The 20561-nt window shown below is 63.7% G+C and carries 21 protein-coding genes; 6 read left to right on the top strand and 15 right to left on the bottom strand.

All coding sequences use genetic code 11. The annotated features are described in order from the left end of the window. Nucleotides 1-124 precede the first annotated feature (124 nt). From ACFW0H_RS00700 to ACFW0H_RS00665, 8 genes are all read right to left on the bottom strand, one after another. Nucleotides 125-982 carry a shikimate dehydrogenase gene (locus tag ACFW0H_RS00700; RefSeq protein WP_422911983.1) on the bottom strand — a complete coding sequence of 286 codons (858 nt, stop codon included), beginning with the start codon at nt 980-982 and terminating at the stop codon, nt 125-127. 5 nt (nt 983-987) lie between these two features. After that, nucleotides 988-1431: a type II 3-dehydroquinate dehydratase gene (gene aroQ / locus ACFW0H_RS00695; RefSeq protein ID WP_422911982.1), complete on the bottom strand. Its 444-nt coding sequence runs from the start codon at nt 1429-1431 to the stop codon at nt 988-990. 248 nt (nt 1432-1679) lie between these two features. Next, complete coding sequence (locus ACFW0H_RS00690) at nt 1680-2576, bottom strand: polysaccharide deacetylase family protein (RefSeq protein ID WP_422911981.1); 897 nt, start codon at nt 2574-2576, stop codon at nt 1680-1682. A gap of 98 nt (nt 2577-2674) precedes the next feature. Next, nucleotides 2675-3583: an NAD-dependent epimerase/dehydratase family protein gene (locus tag ACFW0H_RS00685; RefSeq protein WP_422911980.1), complete on the bottom strand. Its 909-nt coding sequence runs from the start codon at nt 3581-3583 to the stop codon at nt 2675-2677. An 89-nt stretch (nt 3584-3672) separates the two neighbouring features. Beyond that, nucleotides 3673-4407 (bottom strand): SDR family NAD(P)-dependent oxidoreductase, encoded by a 735-nt coding sequence (locus ACFW0H_RS00680; protein ID WP_422911979.1) that lies wholly within the window; start codon nt 4405-4407, stop codon nt 3673-3675. 152 nt (nt 4408-4559) lie between these two features. Next, nucleotides 4560-5990: an APC family permease gene (locus ACFW0H_RS00675; RefSeq protein WP_422911978.1), complete on the bottom strand. Its 1431-nt coding sequence runs from the start codon at nt 5988-5990 to the stop codon at nt 4560-4562. Between the two features lie 735 nt (nt 5991-6725). Further along, nucleotides 6726-7538, bottom strand: coding sequence for a class I SAM-dependent methyltransferase (locus ACFW0H_RS00670; RefSeq protein WP_422911977.1), 813 nt, complete (start codon nt 7536-7538; stop codon nt 6726-6728). A gap of 8 nt (nt 7539-7546) precedes the next feature. Continuing rightward, nucleotides 7547-7819, bottom strand: a complete 273-nt coding sequence (locus ACFW0H_RS00665) for a DUF4242 domain-containing protein (protein WP_422911976.1) — start codon at nt 7817-7819, stop codon at nt 7547-7549. On the opposite strand from ACFW0H_RS00665, the gene ACFW0H_RS00660 reads away from it, so the two are divergent. Both ACFW0H_RS00660 and ACFW0H_RS00655 read left to right on the top strand, forming a co-directional pair. Then, nucleotides 7818-8024: a hypothetical protein gene (locus ACFW0H_RS00660; RefSeq protein ID WP_422911975.1), complete on the top strand. Its 207-nt coding sequence runs from the start codon at nt 7818-7820 to the stop codon at nt 8022-8024. The two genes, ACFW0H_RS00665 and ACFW0H_RS00660, sit on opposite strands and share 2 nt — an antisense overlap. A 10-nt stretch (nt 8025-8034) precedes the next feature. Continuing rightward, nucleotides 8035-9006: an AraC family transcriptional regulator gene (locus tag ACFW0H_RS00655; RefSeq protein ID WP_422911974.1), complete on the top strand. Its 972-nt coding sequence runs from the start codon at nt 8035-8037 to the stop codon at nt 9004-9006. A gap of 15 nt (nt 9007-9021) precedes the next feature. Here the strand turns inward: ACFW0H_RS00655 and ACFW0H_RS00650 are convergent, their stop codons facing one another. From ACFW0H_RS00650 to ACFW0H_RS00630, 5 genes are all read right to left on the bottom strand, one after another. Then, nucleotides 9022-10563: a DHA2 family efflux MFS transporter permease subunit gene (locus tag ACFW0H_RS00650; protein WP_422911973.1), complete on the bottom strand. Its 1542-nt coding sequence runs from the start codon at nt 10561-10563 to the stop codon at nt 9022-9024. A gap of 5 nt (nt 10564-10568) precedes the next feature. Beyond that, nucleotides 10569-11642: an efflux RND transporter periplasmic adaptor subunit gene (locus ACFW0H_RS00645; protein ID WP_422911972.1), complete on the bottom strand. Its 1074-nt coding sequence runs from the start codon at nt 11640-11642 to the stop codon at nt 10569-10571. A gap of 22 nt (nt 11643-11664) precedes the next feature. Further along, nucleotides 11665-12093 carry a MarR family winged helix-turn-helix transcriptional regulator gene (locus ACFW0H_RS00640; RefSeq protein ID WP_422911971.1) on the bottom strand — a complete coding sequence of 143 codons (429 nt, stop codon included), beginning with the start codon at nt 12091-12093 and terminating at the stop codon, nt 11665-11667. 249 nt (nt 12094-12342) lie between these two features. Beyond that, nucleotides 12343-12762, bottom strand: a complete 420-nt coding sequence (locus tag ACFW0H_RS00635) for a group II truncated hemoglobin (protein WP_422911970.1) — start codon at nt 12760-12762, stop codon at nt 12343-12345. Nucleotides 12763-12793: 31 nt separating this feature from the next. Further along, nucleotides 12794-14740 carry an alkaline phosphatase D family protein gene (locus ACFW0H_RS00630; protein WP_422911969.1) on the bottom strand — a complete coding sequence of 649 codons (1947 nt, stop codon included), beginning with the start codon at nt 14738-14740 and terminating at the stop codon, nt 12794-12796. 367 nt (nt 14741-15107) lie between these two features. Between ACFW0H_RS00630 and ACFW0H_RS00625 the strand changes: the two genes are divergently transcribed. After that, the gene (locus ACFW0H_RS00625) at nt 15108-15527 is read left to right on the top strand and encodes a cupin domain-containing protein (protein ID WP_422911968.1); all 420 of its coding nucleotides are present in this window, start codon (nt 15108-15110) and stop codon (nt 15525-15527) included. A gap of 98 nt (nt 15528-15625) precedes the next feature. Here ACFW0H_RS00625 and ACFW0H_RS00620 read toward each other — a convergent pair whose 3' ends face one another. Continuing rightward, nucleotides 15626-16525, bottom strand: coding sequence for a LysR family transcriptional regulator (locus ACFW0H_RS00620; RefSeq protein WP_422911967.1), 900 nt, complete (start codon nt 16523-16525; stop codon nt 15626-15628). Between the two features lie 126 nt (nt 16526-16651). Here ACFW0H_RS00620 and ACFW0H_RS00615 point away from each other — a divergent pair, with 126 nt between their 5' ends. The 3 genes from ACFW0H_RS00615 (at nt 16652) to ACFW0H_RS00605 (ending at nt 19610) form a co-directional block, all read left to right on the top strand. After that, entirely contained in the window at nt 16652-17482 is an 831-nt protein-coding gene (locus ACFW0H_RS00615; RefSeq protein WP_422911966.1) for an oxidoreductase, read from the top strand. 117 nt (nt 17483-17599) lie between these two features. After that, complete coding sequence (locus ACFW0H_RS00610) at nt 17600-18400, top strand: lipase family protein (RefSeq protein WP_422911965.1); 801 nt, start codon at nt 17600-17602, stop codon at nt 18398-18400. A 316-nt stretch (nt 18401-18716) separates the two neighbouring features. Continuing rightward, a complete protein-coding gene (locus ACFW0H_RS00605) occupies nt 18717-19610 on the top strand; it encodes a phytanoyl-CoA dioxygenase family protein (protein WP_422911964.1) in 894 nt (297 codons plus the stop codon). Nucleotides 19611-19629: 19 nt separating this feature from the next. Here ACFW0H_RS00605 and ACFW0H_RS00600 read toward each other — a convergent pair whose 3' ends face one another. Then, nucleotides 19630-20535, bottom strand: a complete 906-nt coding sequence (locus ACFW0H_RS00600; protein ID WP_422911963.1) for a LysR family transcriptional regulator — start codon at nt 20533-20535, stop codon at nt 19630-19632. Nucleotides 20536-20561 lie beyond the last annotated feature (26 nt).

The raw sequence follows: 20561 nt of genomic DNA, 5'->3' as shown, positions 1-20561 counted from the left end.
TCCACCGCGAGGGTCCGAGCCGGGGCCTTGGTGGATAGAAAAGCGCTATCCACCCTTGGGCTGGAGGCGACCATTCGGGGAATCGTAGGGTGGAAATCCGCGTGGCGGATTTCCACCGTCCGGGTCAGCCATTCATGCTGGCGAAGTGTTCCATCATGCGCTGGGCGTCGGCGCTGCGGCCGCTGAAGAGTTCGAAGGCTTTCACCGCCTGGAACACTGCCATGGTGCCGCCATCCAGGGTGCGGCAGCCGATGGCGCGGGCGTCGCGCAGCAGCTCGGTTTCCAACGGGAAGTAGATGATCTCCGCCACCCACAGCTCGGGACGCAGCAATTCGGCCGGCACCGGGGTGCCCGGCAGCTTGGCCATGCCGATGGGCGTGGTATTCACCAGGCCATCGGCCTCCAGCATGGCGCTGGCCAGGTCGGCGCCCAATTGCGCGCGGCCGGCGCCGAAGTGCTGGTTGAGGCTGTCCACCAGGGCCTGGCCACGGACAGCGTCGACTTCGAACAGCGTCAGCCGCTCGACGCCCTCGACCAGCAGGGCATGGGCCACGGCGGAGCCGGCGCCCCCGGCACCCATCTGCACCACCTGGCGCCGCTGCACATCCGGCAGGCCACGGCGGAAGCCTTCACCAAAGCCCAGGCAATCGGTGTTGTGGCCGACACGCTTGCCATCCTTGAGCACCACGGTGTTCACCGCGCCAATGCCGGCGGCCTCGGGGGAGAGTTCGTCCAGCAGCGGAATGATCGCCTGCTTGCAGGGGAAGGTGATGTTCAGGCCGGTGTAGCCCATGCGCTCGGCGGCGCTGAGCAGGTCGGGGAGGGCGGAGCTGTCCAGCTTCAGTTGATCCAGGTCGATCAATCGGTAGAGATAGCGCAGCCCCTGGGCATCGCCTTCATGCTCGTGCATGGCGGGGGTGCGGGAAGCCTGGATGCCGGCGCCAATCAGGCCGGCGAGCACTGCGTTCTGGTGGTTGGACATGGTGCTCACCCCTTGTTGAACAGTTGGCCGAAGTGCTGCAGCGCCAGGCTGTAGCCCTGGCTGCCAAGACCGCAGATCACGCCTACGGCGATGGCGGAAACGAAGGAGTGGTGGCGGAATTCCTCGCGCTTGTGCACGTTGGACAGGTGCACCTCGATCACCGGCAGCTCGCTGGCTACCAGGGCGTCGCGGATGGCGACCGAGGTGTGGGTCCAGGCGGCGGGGTTGATCAGGATACCGGCGCAGCGACCGCGCGCCTGGTGGATCCAGTCGATCAGTTCGCCTTCGTGGTTGGTCTGGCGGAAGTCCACCTCGAAACCCAACCCGGCGGCCGTGCGGCTGCACTGGGCGGAGATGTCGGCGAGGGTTTCATGGCCGTAAGTGGCGGGCTCACGGGTACCGAGCATATTGAGGTTCGGGCCGTTGAGGACCAGGACAGTGCGAGTCATTACAGCGATATCTCCATTGTTGTTCTGGCCCGGCCGGTAAGCCGGGACGGTCTGACAATGAAAATGTACTAACTAGTTAATTAGGTCAATTTGCCGCACCGTGTTCTGTGCGATTACCGGACAGAACCAGGCCCCGTGAACCGGGGCCTGGATATCGGCAAATGCAAAGGTACCTCGGCCGGGCACGCGCCTTGCGCGCGCCACTGGCCCGGCCATTGCGATTTCCCGGGAGAATGGCTCGGCGCTACTTATTCGGCTACCGCTTTCACCGGCCCCCGGTAGTAAGGCAGGTTGTCGATCCGAGGTTCATAGAGGCCAGCCGACACACTGTTTCTGACATGCGCCGCGATCTCATCCATGCGAGCGAACCAGACGCCGCCTTTCTCCATCATGTATTCGATCAGTTTCGTGACTTCATGCCAGCGCGACAGGCGACCGGAGAGGAACGGATGCCAAACCGGTATGAACAGGCCCCCGTATTCCCAGGCAGCATCGAATTCTGCCTTGAACACCTCGACAGCCCGTTGAGGCGACTGAATCGGCATCTGAAAATCCAGGTCGATGCTGTGCATGTACTGCGGCCAGTCATCCAGGGCCCAGCTGGATGGAAGCTCCACCAACTCTCCTGCCGAGCTGCGCAGCAGATAGGGAACATCATCCCCCATCAATGAAGCGTCATACGTGAAACCCCGTTCGATCAGCAGGTCAGTGGAATGCTCCGACATGTTGTACAGCGGGGCCCGCCAACCCCGAGGTGCCTGCCCGGTGAAGCGCTTGATGGTGTCGCAGCCGCGATCGAGCCAATAGGCCTCTTCTTCTCGGCTCAACTCATTCGGGTGCTCATGTATATAGCCATGGTGGGCAATTTCGTGGCCACCTTCGACAATGGCTTCAATTGCCTTGGGGTACTGCTCGATGCACCAGGCCGGGATAAAGAAGGTTTGCTTGATCTGGAAGCGCCGGTAGGTTTCGACGATCCTTGGAACAGCCACGTTTGGCCCGTAGTGCAACATTGAAATACTGGCAACGCGTGTCGCTGAATCCTTGGGGTGTGCGATGTGAAGAATGCTGTCTGCATCCATGTCAAACGTGAAGGCTACGGCACAGCGTGCGCCATTTGGCCAGGAAATGGGGTTGCTGATCATGTTTGATCGCTCCTGCATGTAATCATTTTCGACGATTACGACTTGGGACTTCAGAAGTCGAATGGGCTTTCCCGCGGCGGGCAGTATTCAGGGAACTATCAGTACTCGTGATCGACCAGCCAGTTGGAGTAATGCTCCAGGCCTTTTTCCAGGGTCCATTCCGCCCGATATCCCAACTCCCGCTCCGCGGCACCAAGATCCCATTCCCCTTGTCGATCCAGATGCCAATGACCGCCGCCGATTTCGATACTGGCGTCGGGAATCAGTTTGCGGATTACATCTACGGCCTCATGCAGCTTCCAGGGGCGATCGCCAGCGATATTGAATACGCTGCCATTGATACCTTTGGCTTGCGCTGCCAGCAGCACGGCACGCACGACGTCTTCGACGTGAATGTAATGGAAGCGATGGTCTCCGCCGCCGGGGAGGGAGAACTTCTCGCCACGATGAACGGTCTTGAGGATGTCCCTCAGGACCTGCGGCATCTTGTTCTCAGGGCCGTAGACTTCTGCGATCCGCAGCGAGATGACTTCCATTCCGTAGAGCGCGTTATAGACCCGGCCGAAATGCTCGGTGGCGAGCTTCGTGACGCCATAGGGAGTAGTGGGGTTGGCCGGGGATCGCTCATTGACCACGCCGTCGATATGCCCATATACGGTTTCGGAGGAAAAATTGACGAGTTTCTTGATCCCCGCCAGCCGCATTGCTTCGAGCAAGTGGATCGTGCCGTCGATATTCGCCGCCACAGTGGTAATGGGAAGGTCGATGGAAAGATCGGGGTGCGACATGGCGGCAGTGTGAATGACACGATCAACGCCGAATTGTTGGATTGTCTTGACAATCCTGGGGATGTCGAAAAGTTCACCCTGTACCGATGTCATGAATTCCGATCTGGCTTCCGAGTAGTCCCGGTTGTAACTGACCACCTGAACTCCCTTCTCACTCAGCCTCTTGGTGAGATACCGACCAACGTAGCCCAGACCACCAGTAATCATTACAGCGCTCATCTTGTATTCCTTTTATTGTCAATCGGATCGGAGCATTTCTTGTAATTGGGAAAAGCTGATTCACTGAAACTCAGTCGCGATGCGGCATATCAGATCGCGGTTCCACCATTAGGGCTGATCACCTGTCCCACCATGTAATTACCCGCCGGACCGGCGAGGGCTTCGACCATGGCGGCAATTTCTTCCGGCTTGCCGAACCGCTTCAATGGAACTGCTTCGCGCGTTTCATCGTTGTATTCGATGGTGTCGTTGATCAGCATGTCCGTCTCGATAGGACCCGGCGCCACCGAGTTCACCAGGATCCCTGACGGGGCAACTTCCTTGGCAACGGCCTTGGTCAGCGCGATCACCCCACCCTTGGAGGCGCAGTAGGCTGCGTAGGTCGGAAACCCGATCAATCCCAACTCGGAGCTGATATTGATGATTCGCCCTTCACCGCGCGCGAGCATGCCCGGCAGTACTGCCTGCATGCAGGCCCAGGTACCGCCGAGGTTGGTGTCGATCATCTGTTTCCACTGTGCCCAGGTCGTCTCTGCCACGCTGGCCGAAACCAGTCGCCCGGCATTGTTTACCAGGACATCGACCCGGCCGTAGCGACTCTCCGCCGCGCGGATGACCCCGGTTGCCGCCTCGGGATCGCTGATATCAGCTTGAACGGCGATTCCATCGCCACCGTTTTCCTGGGCAATGCCTATCACTGCATCCAACTGTTCCCTGGAGTCGAAGTAGTTGAGTACCAGGTGATCTCCAGCCAGGGCAAAACGCTTGGCTGTTGCCAGGCCGATGCCTCTTCCCGCACCGGTGATTACTACAACACGTTTCATGAGTTCACCTTCTGCTTGTTCAAGACAACAGTGTTTGATTCGCCCCTCGGAAATTGACGAGGGGCGTCATCTGCGCGCAATTCTGCTGGCCGTCTGAAGTTTCTGGTGGAGTCAGCGCGGCCACAGGGTTGAATGACTTTTGAGATCTGGAGTTACGGCTGGGCTTGTTCTTGTGGAATGCCAGTTCGCACGGAGGCGCGCGGCCGACACAACACAATCATTACGCCAGAGAGGATCGTCAGTGCCCCAAGGTACCAGGCGGTATATAGGTCTTCCGGCGATACAGGGTTCGCTCCCGCGGTATATCCAATGTATCCAAGTACCAGGATGGCGAGAGATGCCGGAATCGAAAGTAACAACGCAATCGCGGTACGCAGGCGCCGCCAGGTCATGACAATGAAGGCTGCGATCGCGGCCATGTAGGACATCACCAGGGTGATGGTCACTACATCGTAGTACCACACGATCTTGTCCAGCGGCTTCCACCAGAGCAGTGCGATGGCCACAGCGGAAACGATGACACTGGCCAGCCAGGGCGATTTCGAATTGTTGACCGACCGGAGTGCAACCGGAAGGTGTCCTTCCTCACTCATGCGGTAGAGCGTACGGGCAGCCGCGCTGGAGGAAATCTGCATTCCCGCGCAGGCCGATGTGATCACCACGAACAATGCGATCCAGGCCATGGCCGGCGGAAGGTAGACATTCGCGACGGCTGCGATCGGTCCACCGTTGCCATCTTCGATGATTGCAGCCAGTTCATTTACCGGCACTGCGAACTGCCAGCCGATGGCTGCGAGGCTGTAAATGACGAATGCCGAGGTCAGTACGAGCAGCATCGCGCGCTGGACAGTGCGAACCGGAACGCGTGACTCCTCGATATAGTTGATCGCCGAGTCGAAGTTGGCGAGCATCCACACGCCGAACAGCACGGCCGGACCTATTGCGGACCAGCCACCGGCGGCCTCCAGCGAGTACATGGAAGTAACCGATAGATCCTGGACCTGTGGATCGATGATCCCCATCAGACCAAGACCCGCCACGACGCTGATTTCGAAGATCAGGAAGACGCTGGCTACTTTTGCAGTCGCATTGACACCATTACAGGAAATGGCCAGGAAGGTCAGGACCATGCAAGTCCCGATCAACTTTGCATTGAGCGGTCCGGCCAGCGCCGGGATCAGCGCCTGTATGTACTCGGATCCGATTACGGCGCACATTGCCATTACGGCCGTGCATGCAACCGCATAGGCCCAGCCCAGAACTGTCCCTACATTGGAGTGTAGAAATCGTGAGGTGAAGGTGAAAACCCCACCCGCTGATGGCGCCTGTCGCGTGAGCGCGATCATGCAGAAGGCCATTACCAGCATCGGAAAGAAGTAGGCGATCAGAATGGCCAGCGGTGCCTGGTGGCCTGATATCGAGTAGAGGATCGACATCGAAGAGGCGGCGATCCAACCTGGCGCATTGAAGCCAAGTGCCGAAAAAGTTACATCCCTGGTATTGAGTGTGGCTTTGTTGAGGGCGGTATCAAGTTCGCGAACGGTTCCATTTCTGTCGTAGCCTATTATTTCGTGTAATTTCATTTTTCAGGCTCTGATTGATAGCTATAGGAAATATTGTGGCGCTGTACAACCAAGAATTGGTCGAGCTTTTTATGATCCAGCTAAGCAGAATGTGAATTCTTTAAACCTGAGCAGCTGTAGGCGCAATCATTTGCCAATGATCTGCCGATGCTTTTCTATTGGTCTGGCATGCCTCCAGATGAAATTTACAGTCAGATTGAATATTGTTGGGTATTTGCCTTGTGGGTCAAAAATGAGGTGAAATAATTTCGAAATCGTTTTCGGATGCAAGTTTCAAGTTACGCCAAGGCTGATGTGTCCGGGCTGGCCTTCTGCAACAGTCAGATCAATTGATTACGTCGGATAAATAACTTGAAAGGGCCGGGTGGGCGCGGCTTTCAAGTGCTTTCGAATACTCTGAGCGGGCTTGGGCGAGTATAGGAGCCAGTCAAAAATATCTACCATCAACAATCGCCGATACTTACATCTGAGCAGGCGAAGTAAGCGGCTTGTGGAATAGGCGGGCTGGCAGTCGCTTCGGCGCTGTGGTCCGCTACTGCTCAAAGCCGTCGTCAGCTGATACCTGCCTTCGGTGTCGCAATGGGCCTGGGCGCTTCCGGGGGGGGGGGCAATGAATTGTGGGGGCGATTTCATTCGCTGACCGGACCGAAGGGCCGGCCCGCGAAATATCAGGGGGACGCTGCGCGTCCCATTGCGAATGAATTCGCCCCCACAGGAGCCAGTACGACTTTCATCTCAACGACGAGTGATCACCACCTCCACGTACTCGCTGGGCACGATGAGCGAGTCGGGCCCTGCGCGGTTGTAGCGTTCCAGCAACTCGGTCAGGTCCCGCTCCAGGGCCGACGCGCCATCGACGGGAAGGGCGGCGAAGGCCTTGTGCACCGGCCCGTACCAGCTACGGAACACCTCGATGAAGTGTGCAGCCGATTGGTAGCGGAAGTTGAACAGGCGACGGGCCACCGAGATTTCCCGGGCGCTGTCGTCGAACAGTTCGCGCAGATGGCTTTCGACGCCCCAGAGGGACGGCGGCTGCACCCCGGGAGGCGGCGGCAGGTGGCGGCCAAGGGTCTTGAACAGCTGGCCGATGAAGCCTTCCGGTGTCCAGTTGGCCAGACCGATGCGCCCGCCGGGGCGGCAGACCCGTGTCAGTTCGGCGGCAGCCTGGGCCTGATCGGGCGTGAACATCACCCCGAAGGTGGATAGCACCACGTCGAAGCTGGCGTCATGGAACGGCAGGGCTTCGGCGTCGGCAGGCTGGAAAGTCACCTCCAGGCGCTCGGCCTGGGCGCGTTCCCTGCCACGCTCCAGCAGTTCCGGCACATAGTCGGTGGAGGTCACCCGGGCGCCTCGGCGTGCGGCGGCCAGGGTCGCATTGCCGTTGCCGGCGGCGACGTCCAGCACGGTTTCGCCATGGCGCAGGTCGCAGGCCTCGGCCAGCAGTTCGCCGACCAGTTGCAGGGTGGTGCCGATCACGGCGTAGTCGCCGCTGGCCCAGGAGGCCATCTGCCGGCTTTTCAGTGCGTTGAGATCAGTAGCGATGGTCATTTCGGGGCTCATTCGGCGGTGGTCGGGTCGATGATCGAGCTGATGCGGGAGATGCGATTGGCCGGGAAACCGCCCTGACGGGCATGTTCCCTGACCACCTCCTCGCTGGCGGCGATGTACACGCAGTACAGCTTGTCGTCGGTGACGTAGCTCTGGACCCACTGCACCTCTGGTCCGATGTCTCGGAGCACCCGGCAGGACTTCTGCGAGATGGCCTTGAGGTCTCGTTCCGTGAGTTTTCCAGCGTCCGGTATCTCTCTTTCAATGAGGAACTTGGGCATGGTGACCTCGTTTTTGTTGGCTAGCGGGCACGCCTTGGGTGGATTGGGCAGCAAGGGGCGTGCAGGGAAACTATCCGCCTACGGCAAAGCGACGTCCTGTCCGAGCGTCGGCAAGGCTTGTCCGATCGTCCGTGTTAACGGCCATTTATCCGGCCAGCCGCTGCAAAAAAGCCCGAGCGCCCAGAATTTCAGGAATGCCGCCTGAGGTGAGGGTGATGGACGCTCTCTCGGAAACCCTGCGCGTCGTCCGTCTGGTCGGCGCCATCTTCATCAATGCCCGGTTCAGTGCGCCCTGGTGCTACCAGTCGCCCCGCGCCGATTCAGTAGCCTCCTTGCTCGAGCCCGGGGCCGAGCGCGTGGTGATCTTCCACCTGATCACCCAGGGGGAATGCTTCGTCGAACTCGGTCGCGAGCGACCGATGCACCTGGTCGCGGGTGACGTGGTGCTGTTTCCCCAGGGCGACGCCCATCGCATGACATCCCAACCCGGCCTGGCGCCCGCCAGCGGCGCGCGGCTGGACCAGGTCCTGTCGCGCCGACCACGGCAATTGGCCTACGGCGGCGGCGGTCCGATCACTCGCCTGGTCTGCGGCTACATGGCCTGCGATGCACGGCTGGCGGAGATTCTCCTGGCCGGCCTGCCATCCCTGGTGCGGGTCAACGTGCGCGACTCCAGTGCCGGACCCTGGCTGGAGGCGTCGGTGCGCTATGCCCTGAGCGAAGCCAAGTCGCCCAGGCCAGGCGGAGAGGGGGTGCTGGCCAAACTCGCCGAGGTGCTGTTCATCGAGGTGTTGCGGCTCTACATGAACGAACAGGCCGAAGGGCGTACGGGCTGGCTGGCGGGGCTTGGGGACCGGATCGTTGGCGCGGCCCTGAATGCCTTGCACCGGTGTCCGGCGCAGGCCTGGACCCTGGAGGAGCTTGCGCGTACCGCCGGCACCTCGCGCTCGGTACTGGCTGAGCGCTTCCAGCAACTGGTGGGTAGCTCGCCCATGCAGTACCTCACCCAGTGGCGGATGCTGCTGGCGGCCAATCTCCTGTGTCGCAGCAATGCGCCCCTGGCGCGCATCGCCGAAGATGTCGGCTACCAGACCGATGCTGCTTTCAGCCGTGCCTTTCGCCGGGAGTTCGGCGCGCCACCCGCCGCCTGGCGGCGCAACCAGCTACGGCGTCAGCCGGCGGGCTAGCTCAGTCCATCTGGTTCAGTCCATTGCGGCGTGGGATTCCGGCTTCACGGCACTCTTGGGCGGCTTGCGCAGGAGCAGCAGCAGGGGCAGGGCGGCGAGGGTGACGAACATCATCAGGCGGAAATCCTGCAGGTAGGCCAGGGTCGCGGCCTGGCGGGTCACCTCGGCGTTCAGCGCCGCCAACCCGGCGGGGCTGGAAAGGTCGATGGCGCCGCTTTCCGTGGCCTGGGTCAGCGCCTGGTTGAAGGGGGTCATGAAGTCGCTGAAGACGGCGTGGTTGCTCTGGGTGCGCTGGGCCAGGTAGCTGATCACCACCGAGATGCCGATGCCGCTGCCGACATTGCGCATCAGGCTGAACAGCGCGGTACCGTCATTGCGGTAGCGCGGCGCCAGGGTGGAGAAGGTCAGGGTGGACAGCGGCACGAAGACCAACCCCAGGCCGAAGCCCTGGACCACCCCGGTGCGGATGATGTCGTAGGCGCTCACCTCGGCGGTGAAGTAGGTCATCTCCCACAGGGACTGGGCGGTGAGCAGTAGGCCCACGCCGATCATCCAGCGCGGGTCGATGCGGGTGATCAGCCGGCCCACCAGCATCATCCCCAGCATGGTGCCCACGCCCCGCGGGGCGAGCAGGTTGCCCACGTCCAGCACCGGGTAGCCCATCAGGTTCTGCATGAAAGGCGGCAGCAGCGTCATGCTGGAGTACAGCATGATGCCGATCATGAAAATAAACAGCAGGCCGATGCTGAGGTTGCGGTCCCTGAACATGGCCGGTTCGATGAAGGGCTGGCGGTGGGTCAGCACATGGACGATGAACAGGTAGAGGGCGAGGCCGGCGAGCATGGCTTCGATGAGGATTTCTCGGCTGTGGAACCAGTCCTGGGACTCGCCGCGATCGAGCATCAACTGGAAGGCGCCAATGGCCAGGGCGAGCAGGGTGAAGCCGGGCAGGTCGAAGCGGCGTTCCCGCTCGATCGGGGTTTCCTTGAGGAAGGCCGCCAGGCCGAACCAGGCCAGCAGGCCGAAGGGCAGGTTGATGTAGAACACCCAGCGCCAGTTGTAGTACTCGGTGAGCCAGCCGCCGAGGCTGGGGCCGAGGATGGGGCCGACCATCACCCCCACGCCCCAGATGGCCATGGCCGAGCCGTGCTGTTCGGTGGGATAGGTGTCCAGCAGCACCGCCTGGGACAGCGGCACCAGGGCGGCGCCGAAAACACCCTGGAGCAGGCGGAAGAGCACGATTTGCTCCAGGCTCTGGGCCGCGCCACAGAGCATGGAAGTGATAGTGAAGCCGACGATGGACCACATGAACAGCCGCTTGCGGCCGAAGCGCGCGGCGACGAAACCGGTCAGCGGAATGCAGATCGCAGCGGCGACTATGTAGGAAGTCAGCACCCAGCCGATCTGGTCCTGGGTGGTGCCCATGCTGCCCTGCATGTGGGGCAAGGCGACGTTGGCGATGGTGGTGTCCAGCGCCTGCATGATGGTGGCCAGCATCACCGAGACGGTGATCAGCCAGCGGCGCGAGCCGGCATCACCGGCGTTGGTCGCGTTCATCCTGGTCAAGGCAGCAGGCTGGCGAGGCTGCGATGGTGGCCGGTGTCGATCTCCACCACGGCACTGAGGCCGGCGCGCAGGGGCGGTTGGTCGGCGCCGGGTCGCAGGTGGATGCGCACCGGCACGCGCTGGGCCACCTTCACCCAGTTGCCGGTGGCGTTCTGCGCGGGCAGCAGCGAGAACTCCGAACCGGTGGCGGGGCTCAGGCTTTCCACCTCACCCTGCCAGGCGCGGTCGGGATAGATGTCGAAGCGCACGCCCACCTCCTGGCCGGGGCGCACATAGGTCAGGTCCTTCTCCGGGAAGTTGGCCTCCACCCAGAGGTTACCGTCCGCCACCAGGGTCATGGCGGTGTTGCCGGCGCTGATGTACTGGCCGGGCTGCGGCACCTTGCTGACGCTGCCGGGCAGGGATGCGTGAACGGCGGTGCGCTGCAGGTCCAGCCTGGCCTGCTCCAGCTCCGCCTGGGCGCTGAGGTAGCTCGGGTGTCGTTCGATGGGTTGCGCGAGGCTACCGCCGAGGCTTTCGGCAATGCGCTTCAGGTCGTGCTCGCGGGCGTCGATTTCCTGGGCGGCGACCTGGGCGGCCTGGCTGGACTCGTCGAGCCGGGCGGGGGAGAGGTAGCCCTTCTGCGCCAGGTTGGCCTGGCGCTGCAGGTCTTTCTCGGCGAAATCGTGACGGGTGCGGGCCAGGGCCAGTTCGGCGGATTTCTCCTGGTAGCTGGCTTTCAGCGCCGCGAGATCGGTGCGTACCTGCGCCAGCCGCGCCTCGGCCTTGGCGACGGCGATGCGGAAGCTGGCGGGGTCGATGCGGAACAGAATCTGGCCGGCGGCAACCTGCTCGTTGTCCTTGACCAGCACCTCGGTGATGGTGCCGGACACATCCGCGCTCACCGGCACCTTATCCGCCTTGACGTAGGCATTGTCGGTCTCCACGTAGCGGCCGCCGTGAAGGTAGGCGGCCAGGCCCAGGCCGACCACCAGCAGGGGCGCCACCCCCATCAGCAGCAAACGCTTGGCGCCCGCTCGGGAGGTGGTCGGCGCTTCCTGTTCCGGAACGATGACTGTGTGGGTGTTCATGGCGTTGCCGTTCCTTGTGGAATCAACGGGAGGACAGGTTTTCGCGCAATTTGCGCAGCGCACTGGCCAGGACCATCGCTTCGGTCTCGCTGATGCCCTGCAGCGCCGTGACATGGATGGCGGCGCCAGCGGTGCGGATATCGGCCAGCGCCTTGTCGGCCTGCTCCCGGAGGTACAGGCGGTAGGCCCGGCGGTCGTCCGGGTCCGGGCGGCGCTCCACCAGTTCGGCCTGCTCCAACTGGTCCAGGAGGCGGGCGAGGGTGATGGGCTTGATCTCCAGTCGCTCGGCCAGCTCCACCTGGCGGCAGCCTTCATTGCGCGCGACATGGGCCAAGGCGCGGGCCTGGCTGAGGGTCAGCGAGCTGCCGGTCAGGTTCTGTTCGAAGGACCGGCGCATCAGGCGGGAGACGTCGGCGATGAGGAAGCCGAGGCTCTCTTCAAGGGCGGCCATGCTAAGGGCTCCATATAATAAGCGTTGCTTACTATATGGCCGTGACCGGCAAGTCGTCAAAGGACCATTGAGTGGCGACAGTACGGCCGTGAACGGGCGGCCGCCAAATTTGGATGCTGTTTCCTGTGGGGGCGATTTCAATCGCTAAGGGCTGCGCAGCAGACCCAATGGAGGTCCGTAGGGCAGCCCTTCGGGCTGCACAGCGATGAATTCGCCCCCACATGAAGAGGGGCCACCCAGTGACGCGGCTCAGCCGTGCCGCGCGCGGCTGGCCTGAACTACTCGATGGGCCGGCACGCGCAATTGCGCCAGCAGGTACTCGGCGAACTCCGGCGAGAAGGGTTGCAGGGCGATGGCGCGTTCCATGCAGCCCAGCCAGGCGCCGCTGAGGGCTTCGTCGATGGGCCATTGGGCGTGGAAGGAGGGAATGGCGATGGAGCCGTACTTCTCGCTGAACAGCTTGGGCCCGCCCAGCCAGCCGCTGAGGAAGCAGGCGAGCTTGTCCCGGGACAGTTCCAGGCTTTCCGGGTGCAGGCGGCGCAGGTCGGCGGCTTCCGGCAGCTCGTCCATCAGGCGGTAGAAGTCATCCACCAGGCGGCGCAGGCCGTCGATGCCGCCGGCGGCCTGGTAGGAAGCGTCGCCGGTGCCGAAGGGGGGCGTGGTGCTCATGGAAGGGACCGTGCGGATTTCGAGGCGGGCATCATACCCGCCGCGTCACCGGTTGTCCGGCCGGCTCGTCGTCGCGTTCCTCGCGGAATTCGGTGGGCTCGGCGCCGTTGGCATTGAGCTGGAAAATGCGTGACGGGCGGCCCTGGGCATCGAAGAACACCTGGCCGAGCCCGGCGGAGTTCCACAGTCGCTCGCCGACCTTGCTGTGCTCCGGTGTACGCGGCACCACCTTCATCGGGCGGCGCTTGGTGAACCAGTTCAGCGGCGAGCGCGGCGAGTAGAGCCAGCGGTTGAGACGGTCGAACACATCCAGCAGGCGCCGGGGAAACTCGTTCTTGATGCCGCTGCTGGTGATCTGCCAGATCTTCGGGCCCTGCTGGCGGTGGCGGATCAGCACCTCGTAGACGAAGGAGTAATGCACGTCGCCGGAGAGAATCACGTAGGAGCCCGGTGTACGCGAGTGGCGGAAGATGTTGAGGATCACCTGGGCCGAGCCACGGTGGGCCATCCAGTTCTCCGCGTCCACCAGCAGCGGATGGCCGAAGGCGCTGAACACCCGCTGCACCGTCTCGATCAGCTTGACCCCGAATACCGGGGCCGGGGAGACGATGATGGCCGAAGGGTGGTCCAGCAATTCCTGCTGCAGTTCGCTCAGTGCTTCCCAATCCAGCAGGCCGGAGGGGCGCTTGAGATTGATCTCGCTTCGCCAACGGCGGGTGCGGGTGTCCAGCACCAGCAGCGCCGGCGTGGTAGGCAACACATACTGCCAGCGGTTGAAGCTGAGCAGGCTGCCGATCAGCCCGTCGAGGGACTGGCTGTCCAGGTGGTTGTCAGCAGCCGCGGTGGCGGCCAGGGCCTCGGCCTGGTCCAGGACTTCGGCGAAGGCATCGGGGTTGTTGCCCCAGCCCTGGCAGAGCATGTAGGCGAGCAGGGCGTTGCCGATGATGCGCCTGGAGAAGGGATGACCGTAGGCGGTCAGTTCCCACTGGGCGGAGAGGTTCCAGTCGTCGGTGACGTCATGGTCGTCGAAGATCATCAGCGTCGGCAGGTGGGCGAATACCCGCGCGACGCCGGGCAGCCCGGCACGGAATCCCTCCAGCCGCGCTTCCTCCAGGCGGTAGCGCTCGGTTTCCTTCGGCCCCAGGGCCGGCATCCGCGTTTCGATCAACGTCCAGGGCACGGGCGACCAGACCAGCAGGTACATGGCCAGCATCTCGGCCAGGGTCACCAGGTGATTCTCGGCGTTGCTGCTGGTGAAGATGGGTTTGCGGGCGCCGCCGAAGAAGCGTTCGCGCAGGGTTTCATTGCTTTCCAGCGCCGGCAGCAGGTCGGCTCGGTGGTAGTAGTTGGCGGGATGGCTGTAGAGCGCCGCGCTGTCGCTGACCACGGCGCCCTCCAGCCGTTCGCCGAGGAGGCCCAGGCGTTCGATCAACTGGTGGATGGCCCGCAGCATGGGACCGGCCACATCATCGGCGTAGACCTGGTCGCCGCTCTGCATCAGCAGGGCGGGGCGCTGCTCGGGGGCAGGACTGGCGGCCAGCAGGCGGTCGGCGCAGAGCAGGCCGTCGTGCGCCGGGTAGTGGGGCTTGCGGCAGGAACCGTGGAGCAGTTGGTCGATGCGTGAACGCAGCACGAAGCTGGGCTGCTGCGTCTCGCCGTAGACCAGGTGCGGCCCCCAGTCGGCGATGCCCTGGTCATCGATCAGCAGGTCGTAGTCGATCTGCTGGTCCTGCGGCAGCGGACTATCCAGGCGCAGGTCGATCAGGTGCAGGAAGGCATGCCGGCCGAAGGGAATCACCCGGCAAGCCTCGCCTTCCAGCCGATGGTCGGCGCTGTCGCCGTTCACCCTCAGCCGCAGTACGGGCGCGAGCCGGCGCGTACCCACCAGCCAGAGCACCAGGCGCCGGGTTTCGAGCCGGCGCAGCATGGGGCCGGCAAGGACGGAGGGGAGGTTTTCCTGGGGGAAGGCTGCGGACATCGGAACAACGGGCCATATGCGAACGAGCGCAACAGGATAACGCGAGTGGCGGCGGCACTTAGAAAGGGCTCGAAAAAAACTCGCCCGGGTAGGGCGTGCAAATCCATAAGGCGTGAAGGTCCGCTGCGCCGACCAACTGCCCAGTCATCGTCGGTCGGCCGGGTACCTGGGCATTTCGCGAATGAATTCGCTCCTGCAAGGGCGGAGAGGGTCGGGGGGAGGGACAGGGGTCTGCAAGCGTATCTGCCTGTATCCGTCCCGGCTTCAGACAAGGCGCCATGCAAAAGGCCCCCGTTCCGACACATCGGCCACACGGCCGCCACCTAGGTTGAAGCCTCCGCAGCAATCCAGCCAAAGGAGAAAGACCATGCGCTACATCCACATTCTCACAACCGTTACGGCATTCGCCGCGCTCTCGGGCCTGGCCCAGGCCGGAGAATCCGCACAGGCGAATGCCAGCTGGAAGAACGGCATCCACCGTACCGACCTGGCCAAGCAGGACATTCATGTCCATGGGCAGGAAGTCATCCAGGCCCGTGTCGATATCGATCCGGGCGTCGCATCACCCCGGCATTCCCATCCGGGGGAAGAAGTGGCCTATGTGATCAGCGGAACCTTCGAGTACCGGCTGGAAGGCCGCGAACCGGTGATCCTCAAGGCCGGTGATTCGCTGTTTATTCCTGACGGGGTTCCCCATGTGGCGAAGAACGTCGGCGGGGAGAAAGCGTCCGAGTTGGCGACCTACGTCGTGCGCAAGGGTGAGCCGTTGCTGAAGCTGGAGGAATGACAGGTCCGCAGGATGGACTGGGCGGCGCGCCGATACCCATCAATGCAGTTGCCCGGGGCGTGCCGTGCGCTCCGGGCAATCCGCGCCGGGGCGAACGCTCACGTCGCCTGCCGCGCCGCGCGGGCGAACTCGATGAAGGCCTTGAGCGCCGCCGGCACCTGGCGGCGGCTGGGGTAGTAGAGGTGCAGGCCCGGGTAATAGGGGCACCAGTCTTCCAGTACCTGCAGCAGCCGGCCGGCTGCAATGTGCTCGTCCACCATCTGCTCGAACACATAGGCCAGGCCGGTGCCCTGCAGCGCCGGGCCGACCATCATGCCGACATCGCCCAGGGTCAGCGGGCCGTCCACTTCGATCTCCAGTTGCAGGCCGCCGCGCTCGAACTCCCAGCGGTACAGGTTGCCGCTGGGAAATCGATGGCGGATGCACGGCAGGCCGTGGAGGTCCTGGGGTTTCTGCGGCACGGGATGGTTCTCGAAGAAGGCGGGCGAACCCACCACCACCGAACGCATGTAGGGGCCGATGGGCAGGGACACCATGTCCGCCTCCAGGCGCTCGCCGAAACGCACGCCGGCGTCGAATCCGGCGGACACCACATCCACCAGGGCGTCGTCGGCGGAGATTTCCAGGCTCACATCCGGATAGGCCTCGAGAAAGCGGCTGGCCAGGGGCAACAGCACCAGTTCCGCGGCGGCGCGGCCGGCACTGATACGCAGGGTGCCGGAGGGCGTGTCGCGAAACTGGTTGAGGTCCTCCAGGGCGTCGTCGATATCGCGGAAGGCCGGTCTGATACGCGCATACAGGCGCTCGCCCGCTTCGGTCAGGGCCACGCTGCGGGTGGTGCGGTTGAACAGGCGTACCCCGAGGCGATCTTCCAGGGCGCGCTGCGCATGGCTCAGGGCTGAAGGGGAAAGGCCCAGCTCCACGGCGGCCCGGCTGAAGCTGAGGTGGGCGGCGATGCTGAGGAAGACGCTGAGGTCGGCGGCGGAGACGGGTTTCATTGATGAATCCTGTTCAAAAGCCCATGCCATTTTCCTGGGATTATCACAGGAGTAATTGAACTCTAGAGTGACGTCAACTCACCAGATAACCCGCGCGGTGCGGGTTCCCACAGAGGAGGAGTTGAAATGCGTACCTGGTTCATTACTGGAGCTTCCCGTGGTTTCGGCGCCCTGATCGCAGCGAAGGCCCTGGAGGCCGGGGATGCGGTGATCGCCACCGCCCGCAAGCCGGAAGACGTCATCGCCCGCCTGGGCGAGCATCCCAACCTGCTGGCCGCGCGCCTGGACGTGACCCGCGAAAGCGAGGCCCATGAGGCGGTCGCCGAGGGCATCAAGCGCTTCGGTCGCATCGACGTGCTGCTGAACAACGCCGGCTACGGCATCCTCGGCGCGGTGGAGGAAACCAGCGCGCAAGAAGTGGAGCGCATCTACGCCACCAACGTCTTCGGCCTGCTCAATGTCACCCGCGCCGTACTGCCGCACATGCGCCGCCAGCGCTCCGGCCACGTGATTAACATCTCCTCCCTGGGCGGCTACCAGTCCTACTACGGCTGGGGCGTATACGGCTCCACCAAGTTCGCCGTGGAAGGCATCAGCGAGGCGCTGCACCAGGAACTGGCGCCGCTGGGCATCCAGGTCACCGTGGTCGAGCCAGGCTTCTTCCGCACCGATTTCCTCGATGACCAGTCGCTGGTGAAGACTGCCCTGGAACTGCCGGACTACGACGAAACCGTGGGTGCCATGCGCCGCTTCGCCGAAGGCGCCAACCATGCCCAGCCGGGCGACCCGAGCAAGCTGGCCGGCGCCATCCTGGCCCTGGTCGACGCGCCCAACCCGCCGCAACGCCTGCCGCTGGGCAGCGACGCGGTGCAGCGCATCGCCGACAAGCACCGCCAGGTGGAAGGCGAGGTCGCACAGTGGCAGGCCCTGTCGATGTCCACCGACTTCGACGCCTGAGCCGGTCCGATGACCGGCCGCCGGGCCACGCCCCGGCGGCCGGTTGACGAACTACGCTGTAGGACGCATGGACATGATCTAGAGTGTGTTCCCATCCCAATCGGCAAGGAGGCCACCATGCCCAGTCTTCCCATGTATTTCCCCACGGGTTTCTCCCTGTCCCAGGCGCTGCAATGCGCCAACCTGGTGGAAGCCGCCTACGACCAGTACGACCAGTGGCTGCAGCAGGACAAGCCGCGCAAACCCCAGGACTTCAACTGGCAGCAGCCGAGCATGACCGGCTGGAGTTTCTCGGCGCCGGTGTGGAGCATCCTCAGCGAGCTGCATTACATCAACGAATCCGAGCCCTTCGGTTTCGCCGCCAGCGATCCGAACGGCGAGGTCTACCTGGTGTTCCGCGGCACCGAGTCGGCCCAGGACTGGGTCGACGACCTGCAGGTCAAGCAGACCACCTACCCCTGGAAGACCGACGTCGGGCTGGTCCACGACGGCTTCCTCAAGCTCTACACCTCGCTGCGCGACCTGGCCCTGCAGGCGGTCGACGGCCTGCAACCCTCCGGCAATCTCTGGGTCTGCGGCCACAGCCTGGGTTGCGCGCTGTCCAGCCTGGCGGTGCTCGACCTGCAGGCGGCGTATCCGGACCAGCCGCTGCAGCACTACAACTTCGCCAGCCCACGGGTGGTCGCGCCGGATTTCGCCGACTACTACAACAGCCTGGGTGTGGCCACCTACCGGGTGGTCAACGACAGCGACCTGGTGCCGGAGGTGCCGCCGGGGGTCACCGACAAATGGGTCTACCAGCACCTGGGACTGGCCATCCCCTTCACCGCCAGCTACACCAGCGTGGAAGGCGACCACAGCCTGGCGGATTGCTACCTCTACGCGCTGAACAACCCGAACGCGCCGATGAACGGGTAGTCTGCGGATTTCCTCAGCAACCGCCCCTCAGGTGGTCTGGGGCGAGTGACAGGTAGGGTGCGCCGTGCGCTCCAGCGGTCGACGGTCGCGCGGTGGCCGATCCCGCAACGGGTGCGCACGGCGCACCCTACGAGAAACCCAGTGCCGGCCTGATGGCACGGTTCGCCCGTACAGGTTCCCTGCCGCCTCCGCGATCAACGCGAAGATATCCGTCGGACGCGAAAACTGCTCCGCCTTTTGCGCCAGCTTCTGCCGCTGTTTCCGCGCCTGGCCTGCCTCTAGAGTCGAGACTTCGCCTCCCCAGGATTGAGCCGCCATGTACAGCACGCTCGCCACGCCTTTCGACCCTCGAGGATTCCAGTCGCGGATCTATGCCGGCGATATCCTCCGGTTCGGCCAGTCGCCTGCCATGGCCGCGCTGGTGACCGTCACCCGCGAGCTGCTGGAAGCGCATCTGCACCCCTTCAGGCCGGAAGAGATTCACCGGCACCTTTCCCATGGCGAGCAGACCCGCTGCTTCGCCCAGTGTCAGCGGGAGTTCGCCGCCGCACCCGAGGTACGCCTGCTCTGGCGTGAACTGCTGGAGGGACTGGGGTTGGACGCGGAGGGTGTTGCCTGCGACCGCCTGCACCTGCGTTTCCAGCCCCATCAGGAGCCCGGCCAATCGGCGCCCCGCGCGCGGACCACCGCCACCATCGCGTTCCACCGGGATACCTGGGGCTCGAATCTCTACGGCCAGGTCAACTGGTGGGCGCCCATCTACCCGATCACGGAGCAACGTACCTTCGCGATCTACCCGGAGCTGTGGCGAAAATCCGTGCCCAACACCAGCGCGGGCTTCGACATGCAGGCGATCCTGCAGCGCTCCCACCGCGACGGGCGCAACGCGGTGGATGCCGACGAAGCCATTCCCCATCGGCTCGACGAGACGACGGAGGAGGGCGTGCCGGTGTTGCTCGAACCGGGCGAGCTGATCGCCTTTTCCGGCGCCCATGCCCACGCCGGCGTGGGCAATGGCAGTGGTTTCACGCGCATCTCCTTCGAGACCCGCACCTTGCTGATCCAGGACCTCAAGGACGGGCGTGGCGCGCCCAATGTCGATGGCTACGCGCCCTGGATGACACCGGGGCTGTTCCGTCGGCTGAGCGACGGCAGACGGCTGGACGAGCTGCTGGGCTGCCGGTTCATCGAGCCCTACGTGGCGTCCTGAGCGTGCATCGGTCGGAAGTTCAGGCGTCGGTGTTTTTCACCGACCCGCCGAATATCGACCTGGCCTCGGCGAAGCATTGCTCGGCAAGTGCCGAGCGCGGCTCGGTACGGCGCAGCACCAGGCCGAGCGGTGCGTGGACGGCAGCCTCGGCGATGGGCAGCACCCGCAGGTGTTCGCTCAGGTCTTCCAGGCCGTTGGCCAGGGGCATGATGGCGCAGCAGATGCCCGCGCTGACCGCCTGGACGAGCTGGAAGGTGGATTCGCTTTCCAGCAGCGGATGTGGGTCCAGGCCCCGGCTGCGGAAGCAGAGGTCGATGGACTGGCGGAAGTGCATGCCCGTGGTCAGCAGCCCGAGTGGCAAGCGGCCCAGGGTTTCCCAGTTCAGTTCCCGCTCCTGGAAGGTGAAAAAGCGGGTGTCATGCAGCAGGCCCATGCGGGTCGAGGCCAGTTCGATCACTTCGAAGTAGCTGGTGTTGACCTGGTCCAGGTAGCACAGCCCCAGGTCAAGCTGATTGCGGCTGAGGCCATCGATGATCTGTTCCGAACTCAGTGACGACAACTGGAAGCGCAGCTCGGGATAGCGCTGCGTCAGGGGCTTGATCAGGTGCGTGGGGTTGAAGCTGGCCAGCGGCACCATGCCCAGGCGCAGGCAGCCCACCAGTTGGCCGCGGCAGCTGGCGGCTTCGGCCTGCAGGCCATCGTGGGCCGCCAGCAGCGTGCGGGCCCAGGCGAGGATGCGTTCCCCGGCCTCGGTGAAACCTTCGAAACGCTGGCCGCGTTTCACCAGCACCAGGTTCAGTTCGTCCTCCAGGTTGCGCAGGCGCATCGACAGCGTGGGCTGGGTGATGTGGCAGAGCGCGGCGGCCCGGCCGAAGTGGCGGGTCTGGTCGAGGGCGATGAGAAACTTGAGCTGCTTGATGTCCATGGCGCTACCTGGCGAGCGGAAGGGGG

It is taken from the genome of Metapseudomonas cellulosilytica (assembly GCF_049334135.1).
Taxonomy (GTDB): Bacteria; Pseudomonadota; Gammaproteobacteria; order Pseudomonadales; family Pseudomonadaceae; genus Metapseudomonas.
Note: the sequence above shows the minus strand (reverse complement) of the source record. Positions and strands in the feature narration are given on the sequence as shown.